At 54.6% G+C, this 22,261-nt stretch carries 15 protein-coding genes; 10 read left to right on the top strand and 5 right to left on the bottom strand.

The window, feature by feature from the left end:
* Positions 1–8 precede the first annotated feature (8 nt).
* Together pnp and GK091_RS12425 are read left to right on the top strand one after the other, a co-directional pair.
* A complete protein-coding gene (gene pnp, locus GK091_RS12420; RefSeq protein WP_164038125.1) occupies positions 9–2,150 on the top strand; it encodes a polyribonucleotide nucleotidyltransferase in 2,142 nt (713 codons plus the stop codon).
* Positions 2,151–2,225: 75 nt separating this feature from the next.
* Complete coding sequence (locus GK091_RS12425; RefSeq protein WP_009282104.1) at positions 2,226–3,089, top strand: sigma-70 family RNA polymerase sigma factor; 864 nt, start codon at positions 2,226–2,228, stop codon at positions 3,087–3,089.
* A gap of 154 nt (positions 3,090–3,243) precedes the next feature.
* Here GK091_RS12425 and GK091_RS12430 read toward each other — a convergent pair whose 3' ends face one another.
* The 3 genes from GK091_RS12430 to GK091_RS12440 form a co-directional block, all read right to left on the bottom strand.
* The gene (locus GK091_RS12430) at positions 3,244–4,347 is read right to left on the bottom strand and encodes an HU domain-containing protein (RefSeq protein ID WP_164038129.1); all 1,104 of its coding nucleotides are present in this window, start codon (positions 4,345–4,347) and stop codon (positions 3,244–3,246) included.
* Between the two features lie 20 nt (positions 4,348–4,367).
* Positions 4,368–6,056, bottom strand: coding sequence for a TonB-dependent receptor (locus tag GK091_RS12435; RefSeq protein ID WP_164038133.1), 1,689 nt, complete (start codon positions 6,054–6,056; stop codon positions 4,368–4,370).
* A gap of 87 nt (positions 6,057–6,143) precedes the next feature.
* Entirely contained in the window at positions 6,144–9,203 is a 3,060-nt protein-coding gene (locus GK091_RS12440) for a tetratricopeptide repeat protein (protein ID WP_164038136.1), read from the bottom strand.
* A 107-nt stretch (positions 9,204–9,310) separates the two neighbouring features.
* Between GK091_RS12440 and GK091_RS12445 the strand changes: the two genes are divergently transcribed.
* From GK091_RS12445 to GK091_RS12460, 4 genes are all read left to right on the top strand, one after another.
* Positions 9,311–11,167 carry a M61 family metallopeptidase gene (locus GK091_RS12445; RefSeq protein WP_164038140.1) on the top strand — a complete coding sequence of 619 codons (1,857 nt, stop codon included), beginning with the start codon at positions 9,311–9,313 and terminating at the stop codon, positions 11,165–11,167.
* Between the two features lie 105 nt (positions 11,168–11,272).
* On the top strand, positions 11,273–12,391 hold the full coding sequence (locus GK091_RS12450) for an alpha/beta hydrolase (protein WP_164038143.1): 1,119 nt from the start codon (positions 11,273–11,275) through the stop codon (positions 12,389–12,391).
* An 87-nt stretch (positions 12,392–12,478) separates the two neighbouring features.
* A complete protein-coding gene (locus tag GK091_RS12455; protein WP_164038146.1) occupies positions 12,479–13,963 on the top strand; it encodes a leucyl aminopeptidase family protein in 1,485 nt (494 codons plus the stop codon).
* Positions 13,964–14,129: 166 nt separating this feature from the next.
* Positions 14,130–15,341 carry an ATPase gene (locus GK091_RS12460; RefSeq protein ID WP_164038151.1) on the top strand — a complete coding sequence of 404 codons (1,212 nt, stop codon included), beginning with the start codon at positions 14,130–14,132 and terminating at the stop codon, positions 15,339–15,341.
* A 127-nt stretch (positions 15,342–15,468) separates the two neighbouring features.
* On the opposite strand, the gene GK091_RS12465 is transcribed toward GK091_RS12460, so the two are convergent.
* Positions 15,469–15,717: a hypothetical protein gene (locus tag GK091_RS12465; protein ID WP_164038154.1), complete on the bottom strand. Its 249-nt coding sequence runs from the start codon at positions 15,715–15,717 to the stop codon at positions 15,469–15,471.
* 31 nt (positions 15,718–15,748) lie between these two features.
* On the opposite strand from GK091_RS12465, the gene GK091_RS12470 reads away from it, so the two are divergent.
* Positions 15,749–16,822, top strand: coding sequence for a tetratricopeptide repeat protein (locus tag GK091_RS12470; protein WP_246202222.1), 1,074 nt, complete (start codon positions 15,749–15,751; stop codon positions 16,820–16,822).
* Positions 16,823–16,927: 105 nt separating this feature from the next.
* Complete coding sequence (locus tag GK091_RS12475) at positions 16,928–17,842, top strand: helix-turn-helix domain-containing protein (protein ID WP_164038162.1); 915 nt, start codon at positions 16,928–16,930, stop codon at positions 17,840–17,842.
* 161 nt (positions 17,843–18,003) lie between these two features.
* On the opposite strand, the gene menD is transcribed toward GK091_RS12475, so the two are convergent.
* Positions 18,004–19,752, bottom strand: coding sequence for a 2-succinyl-5-enolpyruvyl-6-hydroxy-3-cyclohexene-1-carboxylic-acid synthase (gene menD / locus GK091_RS12480; RefSeq protein WP_164038166.1), 1,749 nt, complete (start codon positions 19,750–19,752; stop codon positions 18,004–18,006).
* 281 nt (positions 19,753–20,033) lie between these two features.
* Between menD and GK091_RS12485 the strand changes: the two genes are divergently transcribed.
* Together GK091_RS12485 and GK091_RS12490 are read left to right on the top strand one after the other, a co-directional pair.
* Positions 20,034–20,972 carry a hypothetical protein gene (locus tag GK091_RS12485; RefSeq protein ID WP_164038168.1) on the top strand — a complete coding sequence of 313 codons (939 nt, stop codon included), beginning with the start codon at positions 20,034–20,036 and terminating at the stop codon, positions 20,970–20,972.
* Positions 20,973–22,259 carry a bifunctional folylpolyglutamate synthase/dihydrofolate synthase gene (locus tag GK091_RS12490; RefSeq protein ID WP_164038173.1) on the top strand — a complete coding sequence of 429 codons (1,287 nt, stop codon included), beginning with the start codon at positions 20,973–20,975 and terminating at the stop codon, positions 22,257–22,259. It abuts the gene before it with no gap.
* The last annotated feature ends 2 nt before the right edge of the window (positions 22,260–22,261 follow it).

Below are 22,261 nucleotides of genomic sequence, written 5' to 3' on the forward strand. Positions count from 1 at the left end.
TCTATTGTATGTTTGAAATCACCACGCAATCCGTTGCGCTGCCCGACGGGCGGGAAATTACCATTGAGACCGGCAAACTGGCCAGACAGGCCGACGGAGCAGTGGTTGTGCGCCTGGGCGACACCATGCTGTTAGCTACGGTCGTATCAAATAAAGATGCCAAAGAAGGTGTCGATTTCTTACCCCTGTCGGTTGATTACCAGGAAAAATTTGCATCGGCTGGCCGGATTCCCGGTAGTTTCCAGCGTCGGGAAGGTCGCCTGGGCGATCACGAAATCCTGATCAGCCGCCTGGTTGACCGCGCGCTGCGGCCTATTTTTCCGGACAATTACCACGCGGATACACAGGTCATGATCACGTTGATTTCGGCTGACCCCGAGGTTCAGCCGGATGCATTGGCAGCCCTGGCGGCATCGGCTGCGCTGGCCGTATCCGATATTCCCTTCAACGGACCAATTTCTGAAGTACGGGTGGCTAAAATCGATGGCCAGTACAAAATTAATCCGAAAACGGCTGAACTGGACCGGGCTACGCTCGATCTGATCGTTGCCGCTACGGAAAAGGATATCTGTATGGTGGAAGGCGAAATGAGTGAATGCTCGGAAGCCGAAGTCGTGGAGGCTATCAAAGTCGCGCACGAAGCCATCAAAGTGCAGTGTCAGGCTCAGAAAGAATTAGAAGCAAAAGTTGGCAAGACGGTAAAACGTGACTACAATCACGAAACGCACGACGAAGAACTTCGGGCGGCTGTTCGGGCTTATTGCTACGATAAAATATACGAGGTAGCCCGCCGGCAGAATCCAAGCAAAAAGGGGCGTTCGGAAGGCTTCAAAGCCGTTCGGGAAGAGTATCTGGCTACGTTCCCCGACGATGCGGTGGTGAACGTAGGTCTAATTAAAACGTATTTTCACGATCTGGAATGGGAGGCTTCCCGCCGGTTGGTGCTCGATGAGCGCGTTCGGTTAGATGGTCGCCAACTCGATCAGATCCGCGCCATATCGGCCGAAGCGGGTTATTTGCCGGGTCCACACGGATCGGCCTTGTTCACGCGCGGTGAAACGCAATCGTTAACGACCGTAACCCTTGGCACGAAAGTCGACGAACAAATCGTTGACCAGGCGATGTATCAGGGCTATAATAAATTCCTGCTGCACTATAACTTCCCTGGTTTTTCGACGGGTGAAGTAAAACCCAACCGGGGGGCTGGTCGTCGGGAAATTGGTCATGGTAACCTGGCGCACCGCTCGCTGAAGAAAGTGTTGCCATCCGAATCCGAGAACCCATACACGATCCGTATCGTATCGGATATTCTCGAATCCAATGGCTCCTCGTCGATGGCAACCGTTTGTGCCGGAACGATGGCGCTGATGGACGCTGGTATCAAAATCAAAGCGCCCGTTGCCGGTATCGCGATGGGGCTGATTTCGGACGCACCATCCAGTGCGGGTGCGAAATACGCTATCCTGTCGGACATCCTCGGCGACGAAGATCACCTCGGCGATATGGATTTCAAAGTGACCGGAACCGAACGGGGTATCGTCGCTTGCCAGATGGACCTGAAAGTAGACGGGCTATCGTATGACGTGCTGGGGCAGGCGCTCGAGCAGGCTCGTCGCGGCCGATTGCACATCCTTGGCGAGATGGCCAAAGGGATTGCCGACGTTCGTTCGGATTTGAAAGCGCATGCGCCACGTGCCATCGTTATCAAGATCGACACCAACCAGATCGGTGCCGTTATCGGGCCCGGTGGTAAAGTGGTGCAGGACATTCAGAAAGATTCAGGAGCCGTTGTCAACATCGATGAACACGACAATGCGGGCTGGGTTAGTATTTTTGCGACCAACAAAGAAAGTATGGACAAAGCCGTTTCACGCGTGAAGGGCATTGTTGCTGTACCGGAAGTTGGCGAGACATATGTCGGCAAAGTGAAGACAATCCAGCCGTTCGGCGCGTTCGTTGAATTTATGCCGGGTAAAGACGGTCTTTTGCACATTTCCGAGATCAAGTGGGAACGTCTGGAGACGATGGACGGTGTGTTGCAGGTAGGGGAAGAGGTGACGGTAAAGCTGATTGACGTGGATAAAAAGACCGGAAAGTACCGCTTGTCACGGAAAGTTCTTCTGCCGAAGCCGGAGAACAAAAACGCATAAGTGATTGTTACTTTTTTGTGTAATGCAACGTCAAACGTTAGCGTTATATAGCCACCCGACTCGGGGCAACGTATCATGAGACAGCTAAAAATTTCAAAACAGATTACCAACCGCGAGAGCCAGTCGTTAGACAAGTACTTGCAGGAAATTGGTAAGGTAGATTTGCTTACGCCCGATGAGGAAGTAACGCTAGCCCAGAAAATACGGGAAGGTGATCAATTATCGCTGGAACGGTTGACAAAGGCTAACTTACGTTTCGTCGTATCTGTAGCTAAACAATATCAGAACCAGGGGCTCTCATTGGGCGATTTGATCAATGAAGGAAACCTGGGTCTGATCAAAGCCGCTCAACGCTTCGATGAAACGCGTGGCTTTAAATTTATTTCGTACGCCGTTTGGTGGATTCGTCAGTCGATTCTGCAGGCGCTGGCTGAACAGTCCCGTATTGTTCGTCTGCCGCTGAACCGGGTGGGCTCCCTGAACAAGATCTCGAAAACGTTTTCTGACCTTGAGCAGAAATTTGAACGCGAGCCATCCCCTGAGGAACTGGCTGCCGTGCTCGAAATTTCAGCGGCTGAGGTCGTCGATACGTTAAAGATTTCGGGTCGCCACGTATCGATGGATGCGCCATTCGTACAGGGTGAAGAAAACAGCTTGCTTGACGTACTCGAAAACGATGGCGAAGACAAACCCGATTCCGGGCTGATCAACGATTCGCTGCGGAAGGAAGTACAACGGGCGTTGTCGACATTGACCCAGCGCGAAGCCGATGTGATTACGCTTTACTTCGGTTTGAACGGCGAGCACGCTATGACGCTCGAAGAAATCGGCGAAAAATTTAACCTGACCCGTGAACGGGTTCGGCAGATAAAAGAAAAGGCCATTCGTCGTCTTCGCCATACCTCCCGGTCAAAGGCGTTGAAAACGTATCTTGGCTAACCATCCTGTTTGTGTGTGACAAAAGGCTCCTGCGAAAGCGGGGGCCTTCGTTATGTTCAGCTCTGGGTAAATAGAAGCCAGTAAACTAGCCAGTCAACAAAGAAGGCCACCCGGGTAGGTGGCCTTCTTTGTTGACTCGTGAGAAAGACACTGTCTAATTTTTATAGATCCAGGTTTCTGCACCTGCAATGCCACCGACAGCTTGCATGTTAGCAACGGCTTCTTCACGACTGGCCGAACCCGCAGCCGCTACTTTAAATAGCTGGCCTTTCTGGGTTGGAAAAATAACGTACGCATCAGCGTATCCCGCTTTTTTCAGTTGCGAGCGTAGCCGGAGCGCATTTCGTTTGCTGGAAAAACTACCGGCAATAACCGTAAAATAAGGCGTAGTTCGTACCGGTTCGGCCGCAACGGCTGGCTGGCTAACGGGCTGCTCGAGTTGTGGTTTCTTTTCCAAAACGGGTGCAGGGACAACAACCGGCTGAACAGGGGCAGGTGTTGGTTTAGCCACTGGCACCGTTGCCGCGGGTACGCTTACCGGCGGAGCAACGACAATCGGTTTTTCTGGCTCGGCTACCGTCGCTGAACTGGTAACGTATGACGCCGGAACCCGAAACAGGTTAGCTGGGTCAAGGCTGCTTTGCAGAGACTGACCCGGTTTAACAACCGAAAAATAGCTGATCAGACCCAGCGACCCAACGAGTAGGGCTGTTGCGGCTACACGCCAGTAAGAGCGAGTGGGACGTAGGGGTTCCAGATAGGTGTGTTCATCCCGCAGAACAGGACCCAGTGCCGTAACCGGTACCGCGTCGAGAGCGGGTTCGAGGTGTGGCACCCGATTGACCAGTTGGGCAGAGATAGCACTCATCCCGTAGGCTTCGCCGTAAAAGTTGTGCCGTAAGTTCGGATCAAACTGAAGCCGATCTTCGTCATTTAGGGTAAACGTACCGATACCATCCAGCTCGAAACGACCGTTTTGGGCAATCTGTTGACGCAGTTCGGTAACGAATAAGCTGATATGTCGCTGGGCACCGTCGCGGGTAACCGGCTCGTGCAGCATGATATAATTTGCCAGAATACCATCGTCGAGCCTTAGTGCTTCGTTGAACGCAACTCGTTTCCGCGGTGGAAGGTATAGACCACTGGTTTCCGTGAAGGATGCTGCCTGGTAGTGGGTTAGGAAGGCTCCCAACTCGGGTATGACGACACAGTCGTACTGGTACAGCAACTTTTTAAGGTACTCATTAACGGAAGCCATGGATATCGCGTCGTTGGATGTCAGAAGGAATAACTAATTCCTCCGAGAAAGTTAAGGCCTTGCGACTGATAATACAAATAACGCTCGTACTTCTGGTTAAAGATATTATTTAACGAGACAAACGCAGAGACCTGTTTGCCCAGGAAATAGTCAATTTTGATGTTGGCGTCGTAGATCGGTTTTAGGGTGTAGACCGTATTGGATGTAACGTTTGAGTTCTTGATGCCCTGATAGAAATATAAATCAGCGGTGACGAACAGCTTTTTATTCAGAATGTACGAGTTTGTCCACGTCCCCGCGAACTGCGGACGGCCCCAGGCTTCTGCCAGGCGGTCTAACCCGTAGCGAAAGAAGTCTCCTTTCAGCGTGGAGCGGAATTTGTCCTTTCGGGCGTAAGCAAGCTGCCCCGAAATCGTCAACACCCGGGAAATACCGCCATCGTAGAGCACAAAGAACTTGGTCGAATCCGGAAACGTGTTGTTAAAGGTAGAGAAGTCCCGATAACTGGCGTAGGACACTTTGCCTTCGTACGAGAATCCGCCACCGAGCGCTCCTTTTGAACCCCCGTAGATATCCAGCGACTTAACAGTGTTAACTAAAAGTACTTGTGGAGCTAACCACTTGTTTTCGCTTAGTAATGAGCGTAATGTGTTTCGGTTGATATCTCCATCCAGACCGGCAAAGAAATGGATGTTGGCTACCGGAACAACATCGATATCGAGGACCGGAAACGCTCTTGTGTTGTTAATGCCTTGCCGCTGATCGGTTTGGTTGACGGCATTGAGCCCCGCCGTTATGGTAAACAGGGAGGACGTGTACTTAAACGTTGGCTTCACCCGAAACAGGTTTCGGTTATCCACGATGGTGCCGTCCGAACGTTGGGTCACGTAGGCATCAGCTGCCACCAGCGCGAAGACGTTGTCTGTGATGCCCAGCGATCCGTTGAAGTTCGTGCCCCAGTCCGTTTCCGACGCATTGAACCGGTCGCGCAGGGAGGTAATCCCCGTACGCAGGGAGTAATCAATGGCATTCTCGGTATTGGCGTTTTCGATACCCAGCTTCAGGTTAAGGGTATTCAGGTTTTGTTTGATAAGGTCGGGATTAAACGCCGACGAGTTCGCAAATTCGCGGCTGTAACCATAAAAGTTATAGGCATTCCGGTCGTATCCCAGATCGGCCTGGAGCTTAAAGGCGTCGGTCAGGTATTTCCCCGTAATCTTCACGCGGGTATCGCTCTGGGCTGAGTTTTTGCCATCGACGGGGCCAATTCCGGACGACAGATGACGGACGTTACCTTCGAGCGATAAGTTCGAGAGGTTATTGATGCCCACGAAGCCTTCGCCCAAGAACGAGCTGTAGTTACCCGCCCCCAGCTTCACGTAGTTGCTGTAGACGGGTGAATCGTCGGGCTGGGTGGTAGCCGGAGCGAGTACACCAGGCGTAATCCGGGGATCACCGACGGTCAGCTTGCGGTCTTCAAACTCATAGGTGAGTTTCCGTTGTTCGGCCGACGATTTCACCGAAGGAACTTTATTGAATAATCGATTGGCGGGTGGAAGCTCGATCTTCCGGCTCTTTTCGACGGTAATTTCCTGATTATCCACTTCGCCTTCTTTGACCGGCCGCGTTGGCTTTGGCTGCTGCGCCAAAAGCGGGACAGTCAGGGAAAGAAAGGAAAGCGTGAGTAGGGAACGGGTTGGATGAATCATACGGTTCATGTAGGCTTCAGGCTGTAGGCGATACGTTACTCCGCAGAAGACGGCATTCCCGTATCGCCCACGGCCTACAAGCCGAAATTAATTTTTCGACTCCAGGACCGCCAACTTCTGTTTGGCTTCGGCGATAATGGTTTGGTCGGATGAGTTTTCGATAATGGAATTCAGCACCGCTTTAGCCTGGGCCGTTTCATCCAGTGCTACGTTATTATCAGACACGAGCATAAAGGCTTTTCCCTTCCAGTATTCAAACTCGCTGAACTGCTCGTTGAACTTCAGCAGGGTAGTCACGGACTCCTTGTATTTCTTCTGCTTGTACAGAATTTCGCCGAGGTAATACTGCGCTTCAGCGCCGTTGACGTCTTTGGCCAGCGCAATCGTTTTTTCGAAATCAGCCTGCGCCGTTTTATAGTCCCCTTTGCTGAACGCCACTTTACCCAGCATCAACTGCGCCCGGTTCTGCGCGCCCGGCACCACGTTGCCAGCGGCAACGACTTCGCGGGCAACGGAGGCCGCTGAATCAGGCTTCGGAATCGCAAAATACGTATCCATCAGACCGAGCTGGGCCGCTACCTGTTCGGCTTTGCTGCCCGCTTTTGACAGGATGACCTGGTAATTCCGGATGGCACGCGGGTAGTTCTTCTGCTTACTTTCCAGGTCTGCCGCGCGGGTAGCCGCCCGGATCAGAAAATCAGATTTGTTGTCGGCAATGATCAGGTTATAATACCGAAGGGCATTGGCCACATCGCTGGTCTGCCGGTAGGATTCGGCCAGGTAATAACGGGCTTCGTTCGTGTTCGGACTGGCCGGATACTCCTGCATGAACGCCAGCAGGGACTGGATCGCCTGCGGATACTTCTGATTCGAATAAATGTCTTTGGCATTCTCGAACTGAACCCGCTCTACGTCACTGCTCGCCGGATTGGCCTTTTTGTACTGGCCCAGCACCTGTGAGAACTCTTCGGGCCGACCCGCGTCGTTGAGCGTGTTCTGGATACCCAGCAGGGCACTTTGCGCCTGATCGGATTCGCCAAAATCGGCCAGGATGCGTTTGTAGTCGGCCACAGCGGGATCGTACTGCTGGATATTGCCGTAGGCGATGGCCCGTTTCAGCAGAGCCGCCGGAATCAGTTTACTGGTCGGCTTGCTATCGATCAGCTTCGAGAACCCCCGGATAGCCACCTGATAAGCACCCTTTTCGAAGTCGACGTTTGCCGTCTGAAACAACGATTCATCGACAAAACGCGAGTTCGGGTATTGCCGCTGCACCTGATCGAACTGCGCTTTGGCTTCGCTATCCCGGCCGACGTAACTCAGAATGACCGCTTTCTGGTAAGACGCATAATCCTTGTCCGGGGCATTCTGGGCAATCGCCTGATCGTAGTACCGCATGGCGTTTTCGTACTGCTTGGTCGCGAAATACGAATCGGCCAGCCGCACCGTTGCGTCCTGCACCTGGGCCGATCCGTCGGCGTTACTGCCCCGGCTCACAAAATCGCGGAAGTAGGTCTGCGCCCGGCCGTAGTCCTTTTTATTGAAATACGCGTAGCCGAGTCCGTATAAACTTTTGCTGGCATACTCGCCCGGACCTTTCGTGATGCTGGCGTAGAGAGGAATCGCCGTATCGTATTGTTTTCCGGCCGAGTAGGCTTCGGCTTTCCAGAATTGAGCAGCCTGCTGAAGATCGGTATCCACCGGAAATTTCAATGATTTGTCGAGGTTTGCCACGGCCTGCGGGTAGCGTTCGGCGTTAAAATCACTCACCCCCTGGCTGTAGGTCAGGCGTTGGTAGGTGGCGTTGATTTTAGGGGTCCGTCGTTTCAGTCCCTCGATGTAGGCAATGGCCGCCGGGTAATTATTCGATGCGAAATACGCTTCACCGACCAGTTCATTCGCTTCGTTTTCGAATTTACTGTCCGGATACTGCTTCAGGAAAGCCGTAAGTTCTTTAACGGCATCGGCCCCATTGTTCTGATCCAGTTGTAACTTGGCATGGTTGAAGCGGGCTTCTTCCTGAATGGCGCGGTTAAACGACAGCCGCCCCGCCTGATCGAACGCGTTCAGGGCGTAGGTGGGATTCTGCGTTTGCAGGTAGCTGACCCCGAGCGTATAAGCCGCGTACTGCGCCGTCGTGTCCTTGCCCCCCGCCAGTGTTTTTAACTGCGTAATGGCATCGGCATAGGCACCCGTGCGGAACAGCGACTGCCCATACCGGAATTTAACGGCTCCTGGTGCTTTGGTCCCGGCTGCCGTGATGTACTGTTTGTAGTACGGGATCGCTTTGGCGAACTGGTTCTGTTGGTAATATACCTCCGCCGTAAACAGGGCGACCTCGCTAAAGTTGCCCCCCGTGTTCCGGCGAAGTAGCGGTTCGGTGTAGGCCAGCAGCTCATCGAACCGGCGTTGGCGATAGAAAGCCTGCGCGATCCAGTTCGGCACCTGATCCTTATACAGCGGGTTTGATTCAACGCGCCGGAAATCGGTTACGGCTTCGGTAAAGTTCTTATTCCGGAAATTGATGACCCCCGCGTAGTACGAGGCCGCTGGTGCATCCGTTGAGTTTGGGTCGCGTTTCACCTCGTTCAGCAGCGGTAAGGCCCGCTGTAGGTCCTGCGTGTTGTAGTAGGAGAGGGCCAGCTGGTACTTGAATTTCGTGTTCGCTCCGCCCTGCGCCACAGCCTTTTCGAGAAAGTTGATCGCCTTGGCGTAATCCTGACGAGTGAAGTAATACGTGCCCAGATCCCCATACAACTGCCCGGCTTTCGGGTGCTGGCTGTGGTCCTTCACAAACCGGTCGACCAGCACTTCCGCGCCCGGTTCGTCGATATAGAGACTGGTCAGGGCAATGTAGTACTCGGCCTCGACCGCGTTCTGATCGGTGGTGTTGAGCAGCGTACGGGTGCCATCACCGCGCCGGGGTTCGAGATACTGCCGGAATTCGTAGCGGGCAGCCGCGTAATTATTTTTCTCGAACAGCTCCATACCATTCCGGTAGTGGTAATCGGGTTCTGCGTAACTCTGGGTTCGCTGGGCCTGCGCCGACAGCACAATAAGCAACCCAAGAATCAGGGAAAACGGCCGCCAGTCCGGAGAAAATCGGAACGTCTGACGTTGACCCAGTTGGGTGATTGAATAGGGCATAAACGAAATGAACGGTTGTGAATGCTTGGAATGCGTCGTAGCTTCGCCGGTAATTGACAAATATCCGGTCAAATCTGGACAAAAAACGAAGGTATTCCTGTTTCCGTATGAAAAAAAACGCCCGGCTCCTGTATTTACTTACTGTCTGGACATTTTTTGTTGCTTTTTCCGCCACGGCAACCCCGCCGATTGGTAAAGACGAAGACCCACCCGCAGCCTCGCCATCCATCACCTATGTGCTGTCGATGCCCGAACCGCAGACGCACTACTTCGAGGTGGAAATGCAGCTGAAAAACGTCGCTACGGCGACCAATGCCAAAAAGAATGGCTACATCGATATCAAGATGCCGGTCTGGACGCCGGGGTCGTATCTGATCCGGGAATACGCCAAAAACGTGGAAGCGTTCACGGCGATGGTTGGGGGCAAACCCGTACCGAGCGAAAAAATTCGTAAAAATACCTGGCGGGTAACCACCGCGGATGATAACCTGACGATCCGTTACCGGGTATACGCCAACGAACTGACGGTGCGAACCAGTTTTGTCGATGTCGATCATGGGTACGTCACCCCCGCTAGTATGTTCATGTACCACGACGCCCTGAAAGGTCAGCCGCACCGGGTTGTTGTACAGCCCTATAAAGCGTGGAAAACCGTCACGACCGGGCTCGAACCCGTCTCCGGAGCCGAGTATACGTACGAAGCGGCCGACTACGATCTGCTGGTCGATTCGCCGATCGAGATCGGGAATCAGCGCCTGTTTACGTTTACCGCTGCCAACGTGCCGCATACCGTCGCCATGTTCGGGGATGTGTACTATGACGAAAAGCGCCTGTCGGCTGACTACAAGCGGGTTTGCGAGGCAGCCGCTACCGTTGTGGGTGAGCATCCCTGTAAGCACTACACGTTCATTGTTCATCACATTCCGCAGGGGGGCGGTGGCCTGGAGCACCTGAATTCGACCACGCTTGAAACGTACCGGACGGCCTATTCGACCGAGACGAACTACAAGAACTTCCTGACGCTGGTGGCCCACGAGTATTTCCACCTCTGGAACGTGAAACGGATTCGTCCGGTGGCGCTCGGGCCGTTCGACTACGAGAACGAGAACTACACCCACATGCTCTGGCTGTCGGAAGGGTGCACATCGTTCTACGAAGACAATATTCTGCGCCGGGCCGGTTTCCACACGCCCGAGGCTTACCTGACCATTGTCGGCAACGACATCGGTACGATTGAAAATCAACCAGGCAACCGGGTTCAGTCGGCGGCTGAGTCGAGCTGGGATGCGTGGATCAAAGGCTACCGCCCGAACGAAAATTCGTCCAATACCACAATTTCGTACTACAGCAAAGGCAGCGTATTGGGCACGTTACTGAACCTGGCTATTCTGGCGGGCAGCAATGGCGAACGCAGCCTGGACGATCTGATGCGGTTTCTTTACTCCGAATACTACAAGAAGCAGAAACGCGGTTTTACGGACGAGGAATTCCGGCGGGCGGCTGAACAGATCGCCGGTCGGAAGCTGGACGATTTCTTCACGACGGCGGTAAACTCCGCTAACCCGATCAATTACAACGCGTACTTTGAACCGGTTGGCCTCAAACTAACGAACGTAGCCAGCAAAACACAGGACGGCTTTCTGGGCGCATCGACGAGTCCGGCCAACGGCAAAGCGACGGTAACCAGCGTTCGGCGTGGCTCAGCGGCTTATACGGACGGGCTGAACGTGGGCGACGAGATCATCTCGGTAGACGATATTCGGGTCGGTGACGATCTGCTGCGATTCGTCAGCGGTCGGCGGGTGGGTGACGTGCTGAAAGTGCTCGTCAACCGGGCGGGCCTGCTGCGCGAAGTATCGATTACGCTGACCCAAAACCCACTGGTTAGCTATCGGCTTGAACCACTTCCTAATCAGACGGACGCCCAAAAAGCCTTGTATAACAAGTGGTTGTTCATCAAGTAACGTCTTTTGTTGCCATTCTTGAAACAGGCCGGACCGCTCGTTCGGCCTGTTTTCGTTTATAAAATCGAGGTCTGACGTACCTTTGTTTCTTCATCAACTGAATTAATGCCATCAACGCTACGCTTTGAACTGACTACCCCCGTTCTGGATGATCGACCGGTTTACTTGTCCGGTAATTTCTGCGATTGGTATCCGGACGTAGAAGCCTTCCGGCTGTGGCCGGTAACAGCAGACCATCCAGTCCGAAACCAACCTGGTCCGGAACCATCCAGTTTGGGCCATTATGCGCTTGATTTTCCGGCCGATGTGGCATTGCCCGACGTGCTGGACTACAAATACACGCGGGGTGGCTGGGACCACGTCGAACTCGACGAAGCGGGTGAGGTGCCTCCGAACCGAATCAGTCAGCAAGAGACCGGAATTAGGCGTGATCGGGTGCCCCACTGGCGGTGGTTCGGCCGGTCGTACAACCCGGACCTGCTGCCGAAACTGGATTTGATGGTGGCTGATTTTCCCAGGCCGCAACGCCAGACTGAACGCCGGGTGCGCGTGCTGCTTCCCCACGATTACGAGTATTCCGATAAACGGTACCCCGTTTTATACCTCAGCGACGGGCAGAACTTGATTGGGGCAGGGTCTGGCTACGGCAGCTGGGAAATTGATCGACGGCTGGCCGTGCTGGCTTCCCGGCATCACCACGAACTGATTGTCGTTGCCATTGATCATGGAGAAGACAGTCGTCTTCAGGAGTTTACCCTGGATCGTACGCTGGCCGGAACCGGTGATGGCCGGAACTATCTCGATTTTGTTGTCCATACGCTAAAGCCGCAGATCGACCAGACGTTTCGGACAAAGACAGACGCCTTTCATACGGGAATTGGGGGAAGTTCGCTGGGTGGGCTGATCAGTTTGTACGGTGGGTTGCTGCATCCGCGTACTTTTGGTCGATGGCTGGTTTTTTCGCCATCGTTGTGGATCGCTAAAACCGTTTTTGCCGACGCGGCCCGCTGCCGGGTGGAGCCTGATACAAAAGTGTATGTTTTTGGCGGGGGGGACGAATCGAAATCGATGGTTTCCAGCCTAACGAAGCTGATCGATTCACTGACTCAGTCGCCCGATACGAACAATATAACGAGTACCTTAGCGGTTGATCCCAACGGGCGACACAGTGAATCATTCTGGGGACATGAGTTTCCGAAAGCGGTTGAGTGGCTGTTCTACTGACCTGGTCAAGCCGACCAGGTCGGCTTGACCAGGTCGCCAAATCGTAAACCGACGATGGGGCGTTCGTCCGTATAGTTATAGATTGATATGCAGATTATTCTTCAAACACAGGCCATTTCATCGCCTGTGCAGATTATTCCGGTTGTAAAAACCGACGAGTTAGCTGAATGGCTTCGCGAACAGGCCGAGCGGCTGGGGGTACCGGCGTCGGTGCTACAGACCGATTTCAACGCAGACCTCCACGACGTTTTGCCCATCTATCAACCCGGTGGCCAGCGTACGTACCTGCTGGGACTGGGAAAGGCACCCGGCTCGATCGAGTGGCTAAAGGCATTCCGGAAGCTGTTTTTCACCCAGAAAGCGAAATTTCCCCAACAGGTCAGCGTCGATCTGACGGCATTCAGTGGCGAGGTTGTCGAGTTCGTCGTGCTCGGCATCCGGGCGGGGGGGTACGACCTGCGGCTTTACCAGACCGATAAAGGCGAAGCTCCGGCATTTTATGCCGCCGATGGGCAGTTGACGATCCGGGTAACCGGCGAATCAATGGCGTCGGCGAGTCGCGCGTTGACGCAGGCCGACGCCATTGCGCAGACCCAGCGCGAAATGCTCGATCTGATGAATGCCCCGGCTAATTACAAAAATCCGCAGACGCTGGCCGACTGGACCACCCAATCGGGGCAGAAACATGGCTACTCAGTGACCATTCTGGACAAGGCCGAACTGGAGCGGCAGGGCCTCGGCGCGTTGCTCAGCGTGAGCCAGGGCAGCGATACGCCACCGGTGCTGATCATTGCGGAGTATAAACCAGATCTGTCGGTTCAACCGTCCGGTCAGCCGATACCCAAGGTGGGGCTGGTCGGGAAAGGCGTCACCTTTGATACGGGGGGCATATCGATCAAGACCTCGACCAATATGCACCTGATGAAGAGCGACATGGGTGGCGCGGCTGCCGTGCTGGGAACCGTTGAGGCAGCTGCGAAGCTAAACCTGCCCGTGCATCTGATCGGCATTGTGCCGTCTACGGAAAATAATGTAGACGGGCGTTCGACCAAACCCGGTGATGTCATTACGGCTTACAGTGGGAAGACCATCGAAATTATCGACACCGACGCCGAGGGACGGGTTATTCTGGCCGATGGCCTGGGGTACATGGTTCGCAACTTCCAGCCCGACGTACTGATCGATCTCGCTACCCTGACCGGCAGCGTGATTGCGGCTCTGGGCTATCACGCGGCTGGCCTGTTTACGCCCAACGATGAACTGGCCGCTCAACTGGCTGCCGCCGGTAATCGAACGGGCGAACGCGTCTGGCGCATGCCCGTCTGGGATGTGTACAAAGAGGATATCAAATCAGACGTGGCCGACCTGAAAAACTTCAGCGGTAAGCCCGTTGCCGGGTCCATTAGTGCCGCCAAGTTTCTGGAAGTGTTCACCGAGAACCACCCCGCCTGGGCGCACCTCGACATTGCCGGAACTGCCTTCGCTGATACGGAATTCGGTTCCCAGAAAAATGCTACGGGCTTTGGCATCCGCCTGTTGATAAATTATCTGCAAACAGTAGGGGGCGTGTAACGGGTTAATTGGGTAATTTGGCGAAAAAGTGAACGAGCGAATGGCGAAAGAGTACTCGTGCAACTAAGCAAATAGAGAATTATTGACTGCTAACCAATCACTCGTCCACCAATCGCCAATCATTCACTCGTTCGCTATTCGCCCTTTCACCCAATCTCTATACCACATGCGTTCATTATCTTTCCTGTGCATCGCTACCTACTTCAAGGGAGAGGAATTTATGCGAGCCTGCAAAGCGCTGGGCAACACGGTCTATTTGCTGACGGATCAGAAACTAGCCGACAAAGACTGGCCCCGCGACGCCATCGATGAGTTTTTCTTTCTGCCATCGCCCAGTAATTCGTCGGAAAGTTTAGACCAGATGATTGCGGGACTCGCCCATGCCATGCGTTCGCGCAAAATCGATCGGGTGGTGGCGCTGGACGATTTCGACGTAGAAAAAGGCGCGCTGGTCCGGGAAACGTTCCGCATTCCGGGCATGGGACAGACCACCGCCCGTTTTTTTCGGGATAAACTGGCCATGCGCATGCGGGCCTCGTCGGATGGTATTCGGGTTCCGGCCTTCAGTCCGCTCTTTCATGATGAAACGATCACCCAGTTCCTGCAATCAACCGAAGCACCCTGGCTCATCAAACCCCGGTCGGAAGCGTCGGCGACCGGCATTCAGAAAGTGCATTCGCTGGACCAAGCCTGGTCGGTGATTCACGCCCTGGGTGACCGGCGACACGAGTTTTTGATCGAACAGTTCAGGCCGGGGCGGGTCTATCACGTCGATTCGCTGTCGTACGAGAGTCGGGTTGTGTTTACGCGGGCCAGCAAGTATCTGGCCACGCCCATGGAAGTAGCCCACGGGGGCGGTGTTTTCCGGACCGTGAATCTACCCCCCGATGCGCCCGAGATCGAATCGCTCTATGCCATGAACGCGCGTGTGATGAACGCGTTTGGCATGCGGCATAGCGCGTCGCACTCCGAATACATTATCGGCGACCACGACGGAGAAGTCTATTTTCTGGAAACTGCATCGCGGGTAGGGGGTGCCCACATCGCCGAAATGGTCGAAGCCGCATCGGGTATCAACCTTTGGCGGGAGTGGGCTATTCTGGAAAATGCCGTTGCCCGGAATGAACCGTATCAGGTGCCTGCCGATCGGCCGCAGTTTGCCGGACTGATCGTGTCGCTGGCGCGTCAGCAATGGCCGGACCAATCCCGCTTCACGGATTCCGAAATCTGGTGGCGCATGAACCGGGAACATCACGTCGGGCTGATCGTTCGCTCGAATGACCCCGCCCGAATCCAGCAACTCCTGGATGACTACATGCACCGTATTTACACCGAATTCCACGCATCAGCTCCCGTCCCCGATAAACCAACGAGTTAATGGAGCGATTGGCGAATGAGTGAACGAGTGAATGGCGATTGGGTGATTCTTGCCTGAGCGAGTCATGCCCCTCAGCCGTAAAACCAGGTTACCGATCACGCAATCGCCATTCACTCGTTCACTCAATTTATAGGACGCCGTTTCGTTCGCCGGTGGCCTGCCAGTCGATGTCCATTTGCTGGAACCGGTGCGCCACCGTGGCCAGAAACGCTTCATCGAGCATCGTCGGCACGTCGTCGGGATCGGTCAGGTCCATCTCGCTGATTTTATACGTCTGCTCGTAAGGACCGGCTTCGATCTTCACAATATATTTGCTGTTCCAGGCAAAGAGGCCAATTTTGAACTGAGCATGGGGAACATCCTGAACGAAACGCATTGTCAACTGACGAATTAAAATGAGAACTGCTTTGAGGAAACTGTATTGGACAAAGGTAAGGAACTTCACGGGTCACTCGTGGCCAGTTCGTGGTCATGCGGCCGTATTTGTCCTGCTGCTCCTTGTTTTTTCCTGTACGAAAGACACCGACGAAGCGGCCCAGTTTTTTCTGCGGGGCAATGTCCAGTTGCAGAAACGGGAGTACCGGGAAGCGATTCGCTATTACACGGAAGCACTGGACAAAAAGCCCGATTTTGCCGATGCGTTCAACAATCGTGGTCTGGCCAAATTTCGCAATGATGATCCGGAAGGCGCATTGGCCGACTATTCCCGGGCCATCCAGGCCGATCCCGATTTTGGTGCTGCCTACCTGAACCGCGCGGAGGTACGGCTCGAAACCGGTGATGCCGCCGGGAGCCTCTCGGATCTGCAACGCATTCGTACCGAATACCAAGACTCGACCTATTACCAGACCCGGCTGGGTGATGCCTACGTTCGGCTGGCGAACACGGCCCAGGCCCAGGCCGCTTACGACCGGGCTATTCAGTTGAAGGCCGATAATGTTGAAGCACTGACCAACCGGGGGGCGTTGTATTTTAGCCAGAAAGCGTTTGAGCCCGCTCGGGAAGACATCGAAAAGGCACTCCGGATCAATCCGAAACAGGATGCTGCGCTGAACAACCAGAGCCTGCTGCTGGCACGGGCGGGCAACTACGCCGAGGCACTGGTTGCGGTGGATCGTGCCCTGACGGCCAATCCAGATCAACCCTATTACCTGAACAACAAAGCGTATTTGCTGTTGATGCTCAACCGACCAGCGGACGCGCTCCCGCTCGTGCAGGAATCCCTGCGACTGGACAATGCCAATGCCTGGGCACACCGTACGCTTGGGTTGTATTACCTGAATCAGCAACAGGCAGATAAGGCATTGACCGAATGGCGGCAGGTCGAAAAACTCGATGCCTCCGTCGATCAGCTCTACTACTACCTGGGTAAGGCCGAACTGGCCGCTGGCAACAAAGCGGGGGCGTGTGCCGCCTGGCAACGGGGCGAACTGGCGGGCGATCAGCAGGCCCGTTCCGAACGGGCCGCCCGTTGCCGATAGGCGTAGCGTAGAGCGGGGAACGGCCGTGTTCAGTTACGATGCGTTATGAATGGCTGCCACGCCCCCCTTGTTTGACGAGTTGTTTGGATCCGGTACCTTTGCCGGATGCCACAGACCGAGTCGATCGAAGAGTTTTACCAGCGGAAGTTGAACTGGTTACCCGATAATCTCCAGCAGGATATCGGTCATTTTAATGTATTCCGGCTGGACGATTGCATAGGGCCACACAGCACACCCATCCGGTACAGCCGTCGGGATTTTTATAAAGTTAGCCTGATGCGGGGCAGGAACGTTTATCATTATGCTGATAAGAGTATTGAGATAGACGGTTCCACCCTGATGTTTTTCAACCCGCAGGTGCCCTACACCTGGGAATCAGTCCGGGAGGTGGCCACCGGCGAGACAACGGGCTTCTTCTGCATTTTCAAAGAGGCTTTCTTTACGGAGAAAATTCGGGGGAGCCTGCATGAACTCCCGATGTTTGCCGTCGGTGGCAAGCCGGCTTACCTACTCACCGATGAGCAGGATGCCCACGTGAGCGTTATTTTTCAGAAGATGATCGATGAGATCAACTCGAACTATCGATTCAAATACGACCTGATCCGGAATTACGTCGATGAACTGATTCACTATGCACTGAAGCTGGAGCCCTCCGAAACGCTTTACCAGCATCCCGACGCTAATGCCCGGATCACCGCTATTTTTACCGAGCTGCTGGAACGCCAGTTCCCGATCGAGTCGCCCGCCTACCGGTTCACGCTGCGTTCGGCCACGGATTATGCGAGCCGGCTGGCCGTCCATGTCAATCATCTGAACCGGGCTTTGCGGGAAACCACGGGAAAAACAACGACCGAACACATTGCCGACCGAATCGCCAGCGAAGCCAAAGCCCTATTAAAGCATACCAACTGGACTATTGCCGAGATTAGTTACAGCCTGGGTTTCGAAGAACCCGCCCATTTCACGAATTTCTTTAGGAAGCACGTCAAACTGACCCCGTCCTTGTTTCGGGTTGGTTGATGTTGGTACGTATTGGTTTGACTAGCGCCAGGCAGGGCGCGATGAGGGCTCTTTGACCGGTTTTTGCCGAGACGTAAACGAATACGTTTACGTTTTTCGACGACTAGGCAAATGAGTCACCTGGCGTAGGCAGCACGATCGGCAGTCAACGATAACGATCGTTATCGTTGACTGCCGATCGTGCTGCTTTTTGCTTTGTAGGTGAGGAACTGTTGGTGATTGACCCGCTTATCGGTCGATAGCTCCAGGAGTTTGGCCCGTTGACTTACCGCAAAAAAATCGGGTAGGAGCGATTGTAGCTGCTCCAGCGTGTTACAGATCGTGTACTCGATTCGGGCGTCATCTGCGGTATTTCGGGCGGTATAGCCGTGGGGGGTTTCAAAATAGGTTTCGAGTTCGGGCTGGCGGCTGGGTCCGTCGATGATCCGGAAAATGTGCCCGCCGTCGTTGTTGAGGAGCACGATGCGGAGATTCGGCGGGATCGGCGCTGACCACAGGGCGTTCCGGTCGTAAAAAAAGGCGACATCGCCAATGAGCAGCGTAACGAGCTTATCCGTCATCAGGGCAGCCCCAACGGCCGTGCTCAGGCACCCATCGATACCGCTCACCCCCCGGTTCGCAAAAACACGAAGTTGTTGCGCTTCGTCGACGCCACACAGGTTCGCGTAGCGGACGGGCATGCTGTTGGCCAGTTGCAACACGGACGGACCGGGCAATTGATCCAGAATCAACTGTACCGCCGACCAGTCCGTTAGCCGGGTATCGTCACCGCTTACCGTCTGCCGAACGAGTCGGGCTGCCTGCCGGTCGGCCGTTTGCCAGCGATTCAGAAACGCGCTGGTGTCATCGGCATCGTCGCCCTGCAAAAACTGCTGGTAGTCCAGATCCGCGAACAGTTTCTCCAGAAAAGCGAGTGGTTCCGACGGAATGATCGTTGTTAGGGATTGAAAGGAATCGTTGATGCGGTCGGTCGTCGGCTGAATGTGCCAGTGGCGACGGGCCGGAAAGCGCCGGAAAAACGTTTTCAGGTTCCGGGTCAGGAACGAATTGCCGATCGTCAGGAGCAGATCGGGGCGGAGCGACTCGCCGAAAGCGTCATCCATCCCTGTCAGGAACGTATCCGTATGAGTAATGAACAGGTTGTTCTGAAATGTATTGCTGGTAATCTCCCCGACGATCGGAATCATGAACTCCTCGCTGATTTTCCGAAGAACAGTCAGCAGGGCCGGATCGTGGGGAATCTGGCCCACGGCCAGCAGAATACGTTCGTACTGATCCCATTCGTTGAGGAGGCCATGCCAGCTTTCGGGCGACAGGGTAGGCTGAGCGGGGAGTGTGTCAATGACCCGAACCGGCTCCGGACGGACCGGCTCATCGGCGGTCGGATAGAAGGGTTCCCGGAGGGGCACATTGATGTGGACCGGTCCCGGCGCGGCTGACCGGCACAGCGTAACGGCTTCGTTGACGGAACGCTCGATAAACCAGCGGGCATCGGCATGGCTATAATCGGCGGGGAGGTCATAGCTCCGCTTTACGTGCGACCCGAAGAGGCTGGTCTGATTGATCGTTTGCCCATCCTGCTGATGCAGCCATTCGTGCGGTCGGTCGGCGGTCAGGATCAGGAGCGGCACCTGCTGGAAATAAGCTTCGACCACTGCCGGGGCCAGATTGTAGACAGCACTACCGGAGGTACAGATCAGCACGACCGGATTCCGGCTTTGCTGGGCCATACCGAGGGCTACAAAACCAGCCGATCGTTCGTCGGCCATGACGCGTACCCGCAGGCGGGGATGCCGGGCCACGGCCAGCGTCAGGGGGGCGGATCGGGAACCGGGTGCCACAACCACGTCGGTGATTCCTTTCTGGCTAAGCAGTTCGGCGAGATTAACAATAGGCTGGAGAACGGGCATAAGACAAGTGGACATCAAACCATCCAGGGTGCAAACATAACCATTGAAACGCGACACCGTCGGTCATCTGTCGCAGATTTTATGTTACTTTGTTTATTGACGTGTTTTCGAGCGCGCATGTACAGAAGTAACCGGATGTATAGCGCAAGCGTAGTCACCAGTACGTTGCCCGGTCAGCACCGCGTACATCGTAAATACGGTCAAAAAGTACACGTATGTATCGATCAATAAACGAAGCCGTCACTTGCTGCGTTATAGTCTCAACAAATAATCCCTATTCCATGAACCGTATTACGTTCGAGAACGAAGACGACATTCGGGTAAAGTCGCTGGCGGGGGCCGTTATTATCAACGTGCTCCTGGTGGCTATTTTATTGCTCGTTCATCTGTCGCAAACTATTCCGAATCCGCCCCCGATCGAATTTGTGGAGGTCAATTTCGGGACCGACGCCCGGGGGAGCGGCCGAATCCAGACCTACAACAAGGCATCGGATTCACCTAATCCCGTGGATGTAAAAGCTGCGGAGAAACGGCCGAACCCGAAAGTGACGACCACGCCCCGGCTGGAAAAAACACGCCCGACGCCAACGCCGAAGGTGGAGGAGGCCAAACCGGCGAAAACCGCTACCGAAAAACCACTCATTGCCAGCAAAGCGGAAAGCCCGGTAACCACGCCCGAACGGCCCGAACCCAAACGAGTCGAAACGGCTAAAGCGGCCCCCGCCGAAAAAGTAGCGCCACCGGCCCCGCCGAAAAAGGTAGAGACGGTTAACAACGATGCGCTCTTTAAAAAATCGTCGGGTGGCGGAGGGTCTAACGGTACGGTCGGGAAGGCCTCCGGTACGGGCGGCAACAACAATGGTGATGATGCCAGTGGGGTAGGTGATAAAGGAAATCCCAACGGTAAAATCGACGCCAAGAGCTTATACGGTACGCCCGGCGGGTCCGCTACGGGGGTTGCCTTCGACGTATCGGGCTGGTCGATGGCGGGTCGCCCAAGTGTCAATGATGATTCGGACGAGACGGGAAAGATCGTCTTTAAAATTACCGTCGATGGCGAGGGTGAAATAACCCGCGTGCAAACCCAGCAAACAACGGTTAGCCCGTCCGTCGTTGAAGTGTACCGGAAAGCGGTTCAACGGTTGCGGCTCCGGCCCAAAGGCAGCGCGACGCCCCCCACATCGACCGGAACAATTACCTTTATTATTACGTCTAAATAAATGCAGTACCAGGAAGCACTCGACTATCTGTACAGTCGGCTCCCCGTTTTTCACCGGATTGGCCCCAAAGCGCTCAAGCCTGGTTTAGACAATACTCTCCGGTTGTGCGAAGCGCTGGGTAATCCGCAGCACCAGTTCAACAGCATTCACGTAGCCGGCACGAATGGGAAGGGTAGTACCTCGCACATGCTGGCCGCTGTTTACCAGTCGGCCGGCTACCGGGTTGGGTTGTACACATCGCCCCATCTCAAATCGTTTACCGAGCGAATCCGGCTCAACGGTGTGCCCATTGCTGAATCCGATGTGGCTGCGTTCGTGACCGAAAACCAGGCTTTGATCGAATCCATAGAGCCCTCGTTTTTTGAAGTGACGGTGGCCATGGCGTTTGCTTATTTTGCGCGTCAGCAACCCGACATCGCCATTATCGAAGTGGGCTTGGGTGGGCGGCTGGACTCGACGAATGTCATCACACCACTGGCCTCCGTCATCACCAACATCGGTCTCGATCATACCGACATACTGGGGAACACATTACCCGAGATCGCCCGGGAGAAAGCGGGAATTACTAAAGCGCATGTGCCCGTGATCGTCGGAGAGACCCAGGCCGAGACTATGCCCGTCTTCAGAGAGATTGCTAATTTGCTAACTTCTCCCATCGTTTTTGCCGACCAAACCTACACCGTTGCCGATACCGGGCTGTCGAATGGTGTCCGGTCAATAACGGTTCAGTCGGCAAACGGGGCGACACAAACGCTGTCGCTTGACCTGCTAGGCGGCTATCAGCAGCAGAATGCGGTAACCGTACTAACCACGGTTGAGGTGTTGCAGGCTGGTTTACCCGTGTCTCCGGCGGCTGTTAAGAAGGGATTACGATCCGTTGTTTCGCTGACGGGTTTAAAAGGACGCTTCCAGACGATCCGGCAGCAGCCCCTAGTCATTGCCGATACGGCCCATAATCAGCCTGGTCTGGAGGCTCTATTCGCAACCGTACACGCCATCCCGTTCGCAACCTTACGAATCGTTATCGGACTCGTTGCCGACAAAAACCGGACGAACGTGTTGGGTAGTCTGCCCGAATCGGCAGTCTATTATTTCTGTCAGGCCGACTCGCCCCGGTCACTTCCGGCGGTTACGCTCCAGGCAGAAGCCGCCGAACTAGGCCGGATCGGCACCACCTACGCCGACGTCAATGCAGCCCTGTCAGCCGCTTTACATCAATCAACGCCCGACGACCTGATCGTCATTACGGGTAGTAATTATCACATCGCCGAATTAATCGAATTATAACA

This window comes from Spirosoma agri, assembly GCF_010747415.1.
Taxonomy (GTDB): Bacteria; Bacteroidota; Bacteroidia; order Cytophagales; family Spirosomataceae; genus Spirosoma; species Spirosoma agri.

Excerpts from the sequence above, each read along its gene's own strand:
- GK091_RS12475 (WP_164038162.1), top strand. The coding sequence starts at position 16,928 with ATGCCACAGACCGAGTCGATCGAAGAGTTTTACCAGCGGAAGTTGAAC.
- GK091_RS12425 (WP_009282104.1), top strand. The coding sequence starts at position 2,226 with ATGAGACAGCTAAAAATTTCAAAACAGATTACCAACCGCGAGAGCCAG.
- GK091_RS12485 (WP_164038168.1), top strand. The coding sequence starts at position 20,034 with ATGAACCGTATTACGTTCGAGAACGAAGACGACATTCGGGTAAAGTCG.
- pnp (WP_164038125.1), top strand. The coding sequence starts at position 9 with ATGTTTGAAATCACCACGCAATCCGTTGCGCTGCCCGACGGGCGGGAA.
- GK091_RS12460 (WP_164038151.1), top strand. The coding sequence starts at position 14,130 with ATGCGTTCATTATCTTTCCTGTGCATCGCTACCTACTTCAAGGGAGAG.
- GK091_RS12490 (WP_164038173.1), top strand. The coding sequence starts at position 20,973 with ATGCAGTACCAGGAAGCACTCGACTATCTGTACAGTCGGCTCCCCGTT.
- GK091_RS12450 (WP_164038143.1), top strand. The coding sequence starts at position 11,273 with ATGCCATCAACGCTACGCTTTGAACTGACTACCCCCGTTCTGGATGAT.
- GK091_RS12445 (WP_164038140.1), top strand. The coding sequence starts at position 9,311 with ATGAAAAAAAACGCCCGGCTCCTGTATTTACTTACTGTCTGGACATTT.
- menD (WP_164038166.1), bottom strand. The coding sequence starts at position 19,752 with ATGCCCGTTCTCCAGCCTATTGTTAATCTCGCCGAACTGCTTAGCCAG.
- GK091_RS12440 (WP_164038136.1), bottom strand. The coding sequence starts at position 9,203 with ATGCCCTATTCAATCACCCAACTGGGTCAACGTCAGACGTTCCGATTT.
- GK091_RS12455 (WP_164038146.1), top strand. The coding sequence starts at position 12,479 with ATGCAGATTATTCTTCAAACACAGGCCATTTCATCGCCTGTGCAGATT.
- GK091_RS12430 (WP_164038129.1), bottom strand. The coding sequence starts at position 4,347 with ATGGCTTCCGTTAATGAGTACCTTAAAAAGTTGCTGTACCAGTACGAC.
- GK091_RS12465 (WP_164038154.1), bottom strand. The coding sequence starts at position 15,717 with ATGCGTTTCGTTCAGGATGTTCCCCATGCTCAGTTCAAAATTGGCCTC.
- GK091_RS12435 (WP_164038133.1), bottom strand. The coding sequence starts at position 6,056 with ATGATTCATCCAACCCGTTCCCTACTCACGCTTTCCTTTCTTTCCCTG.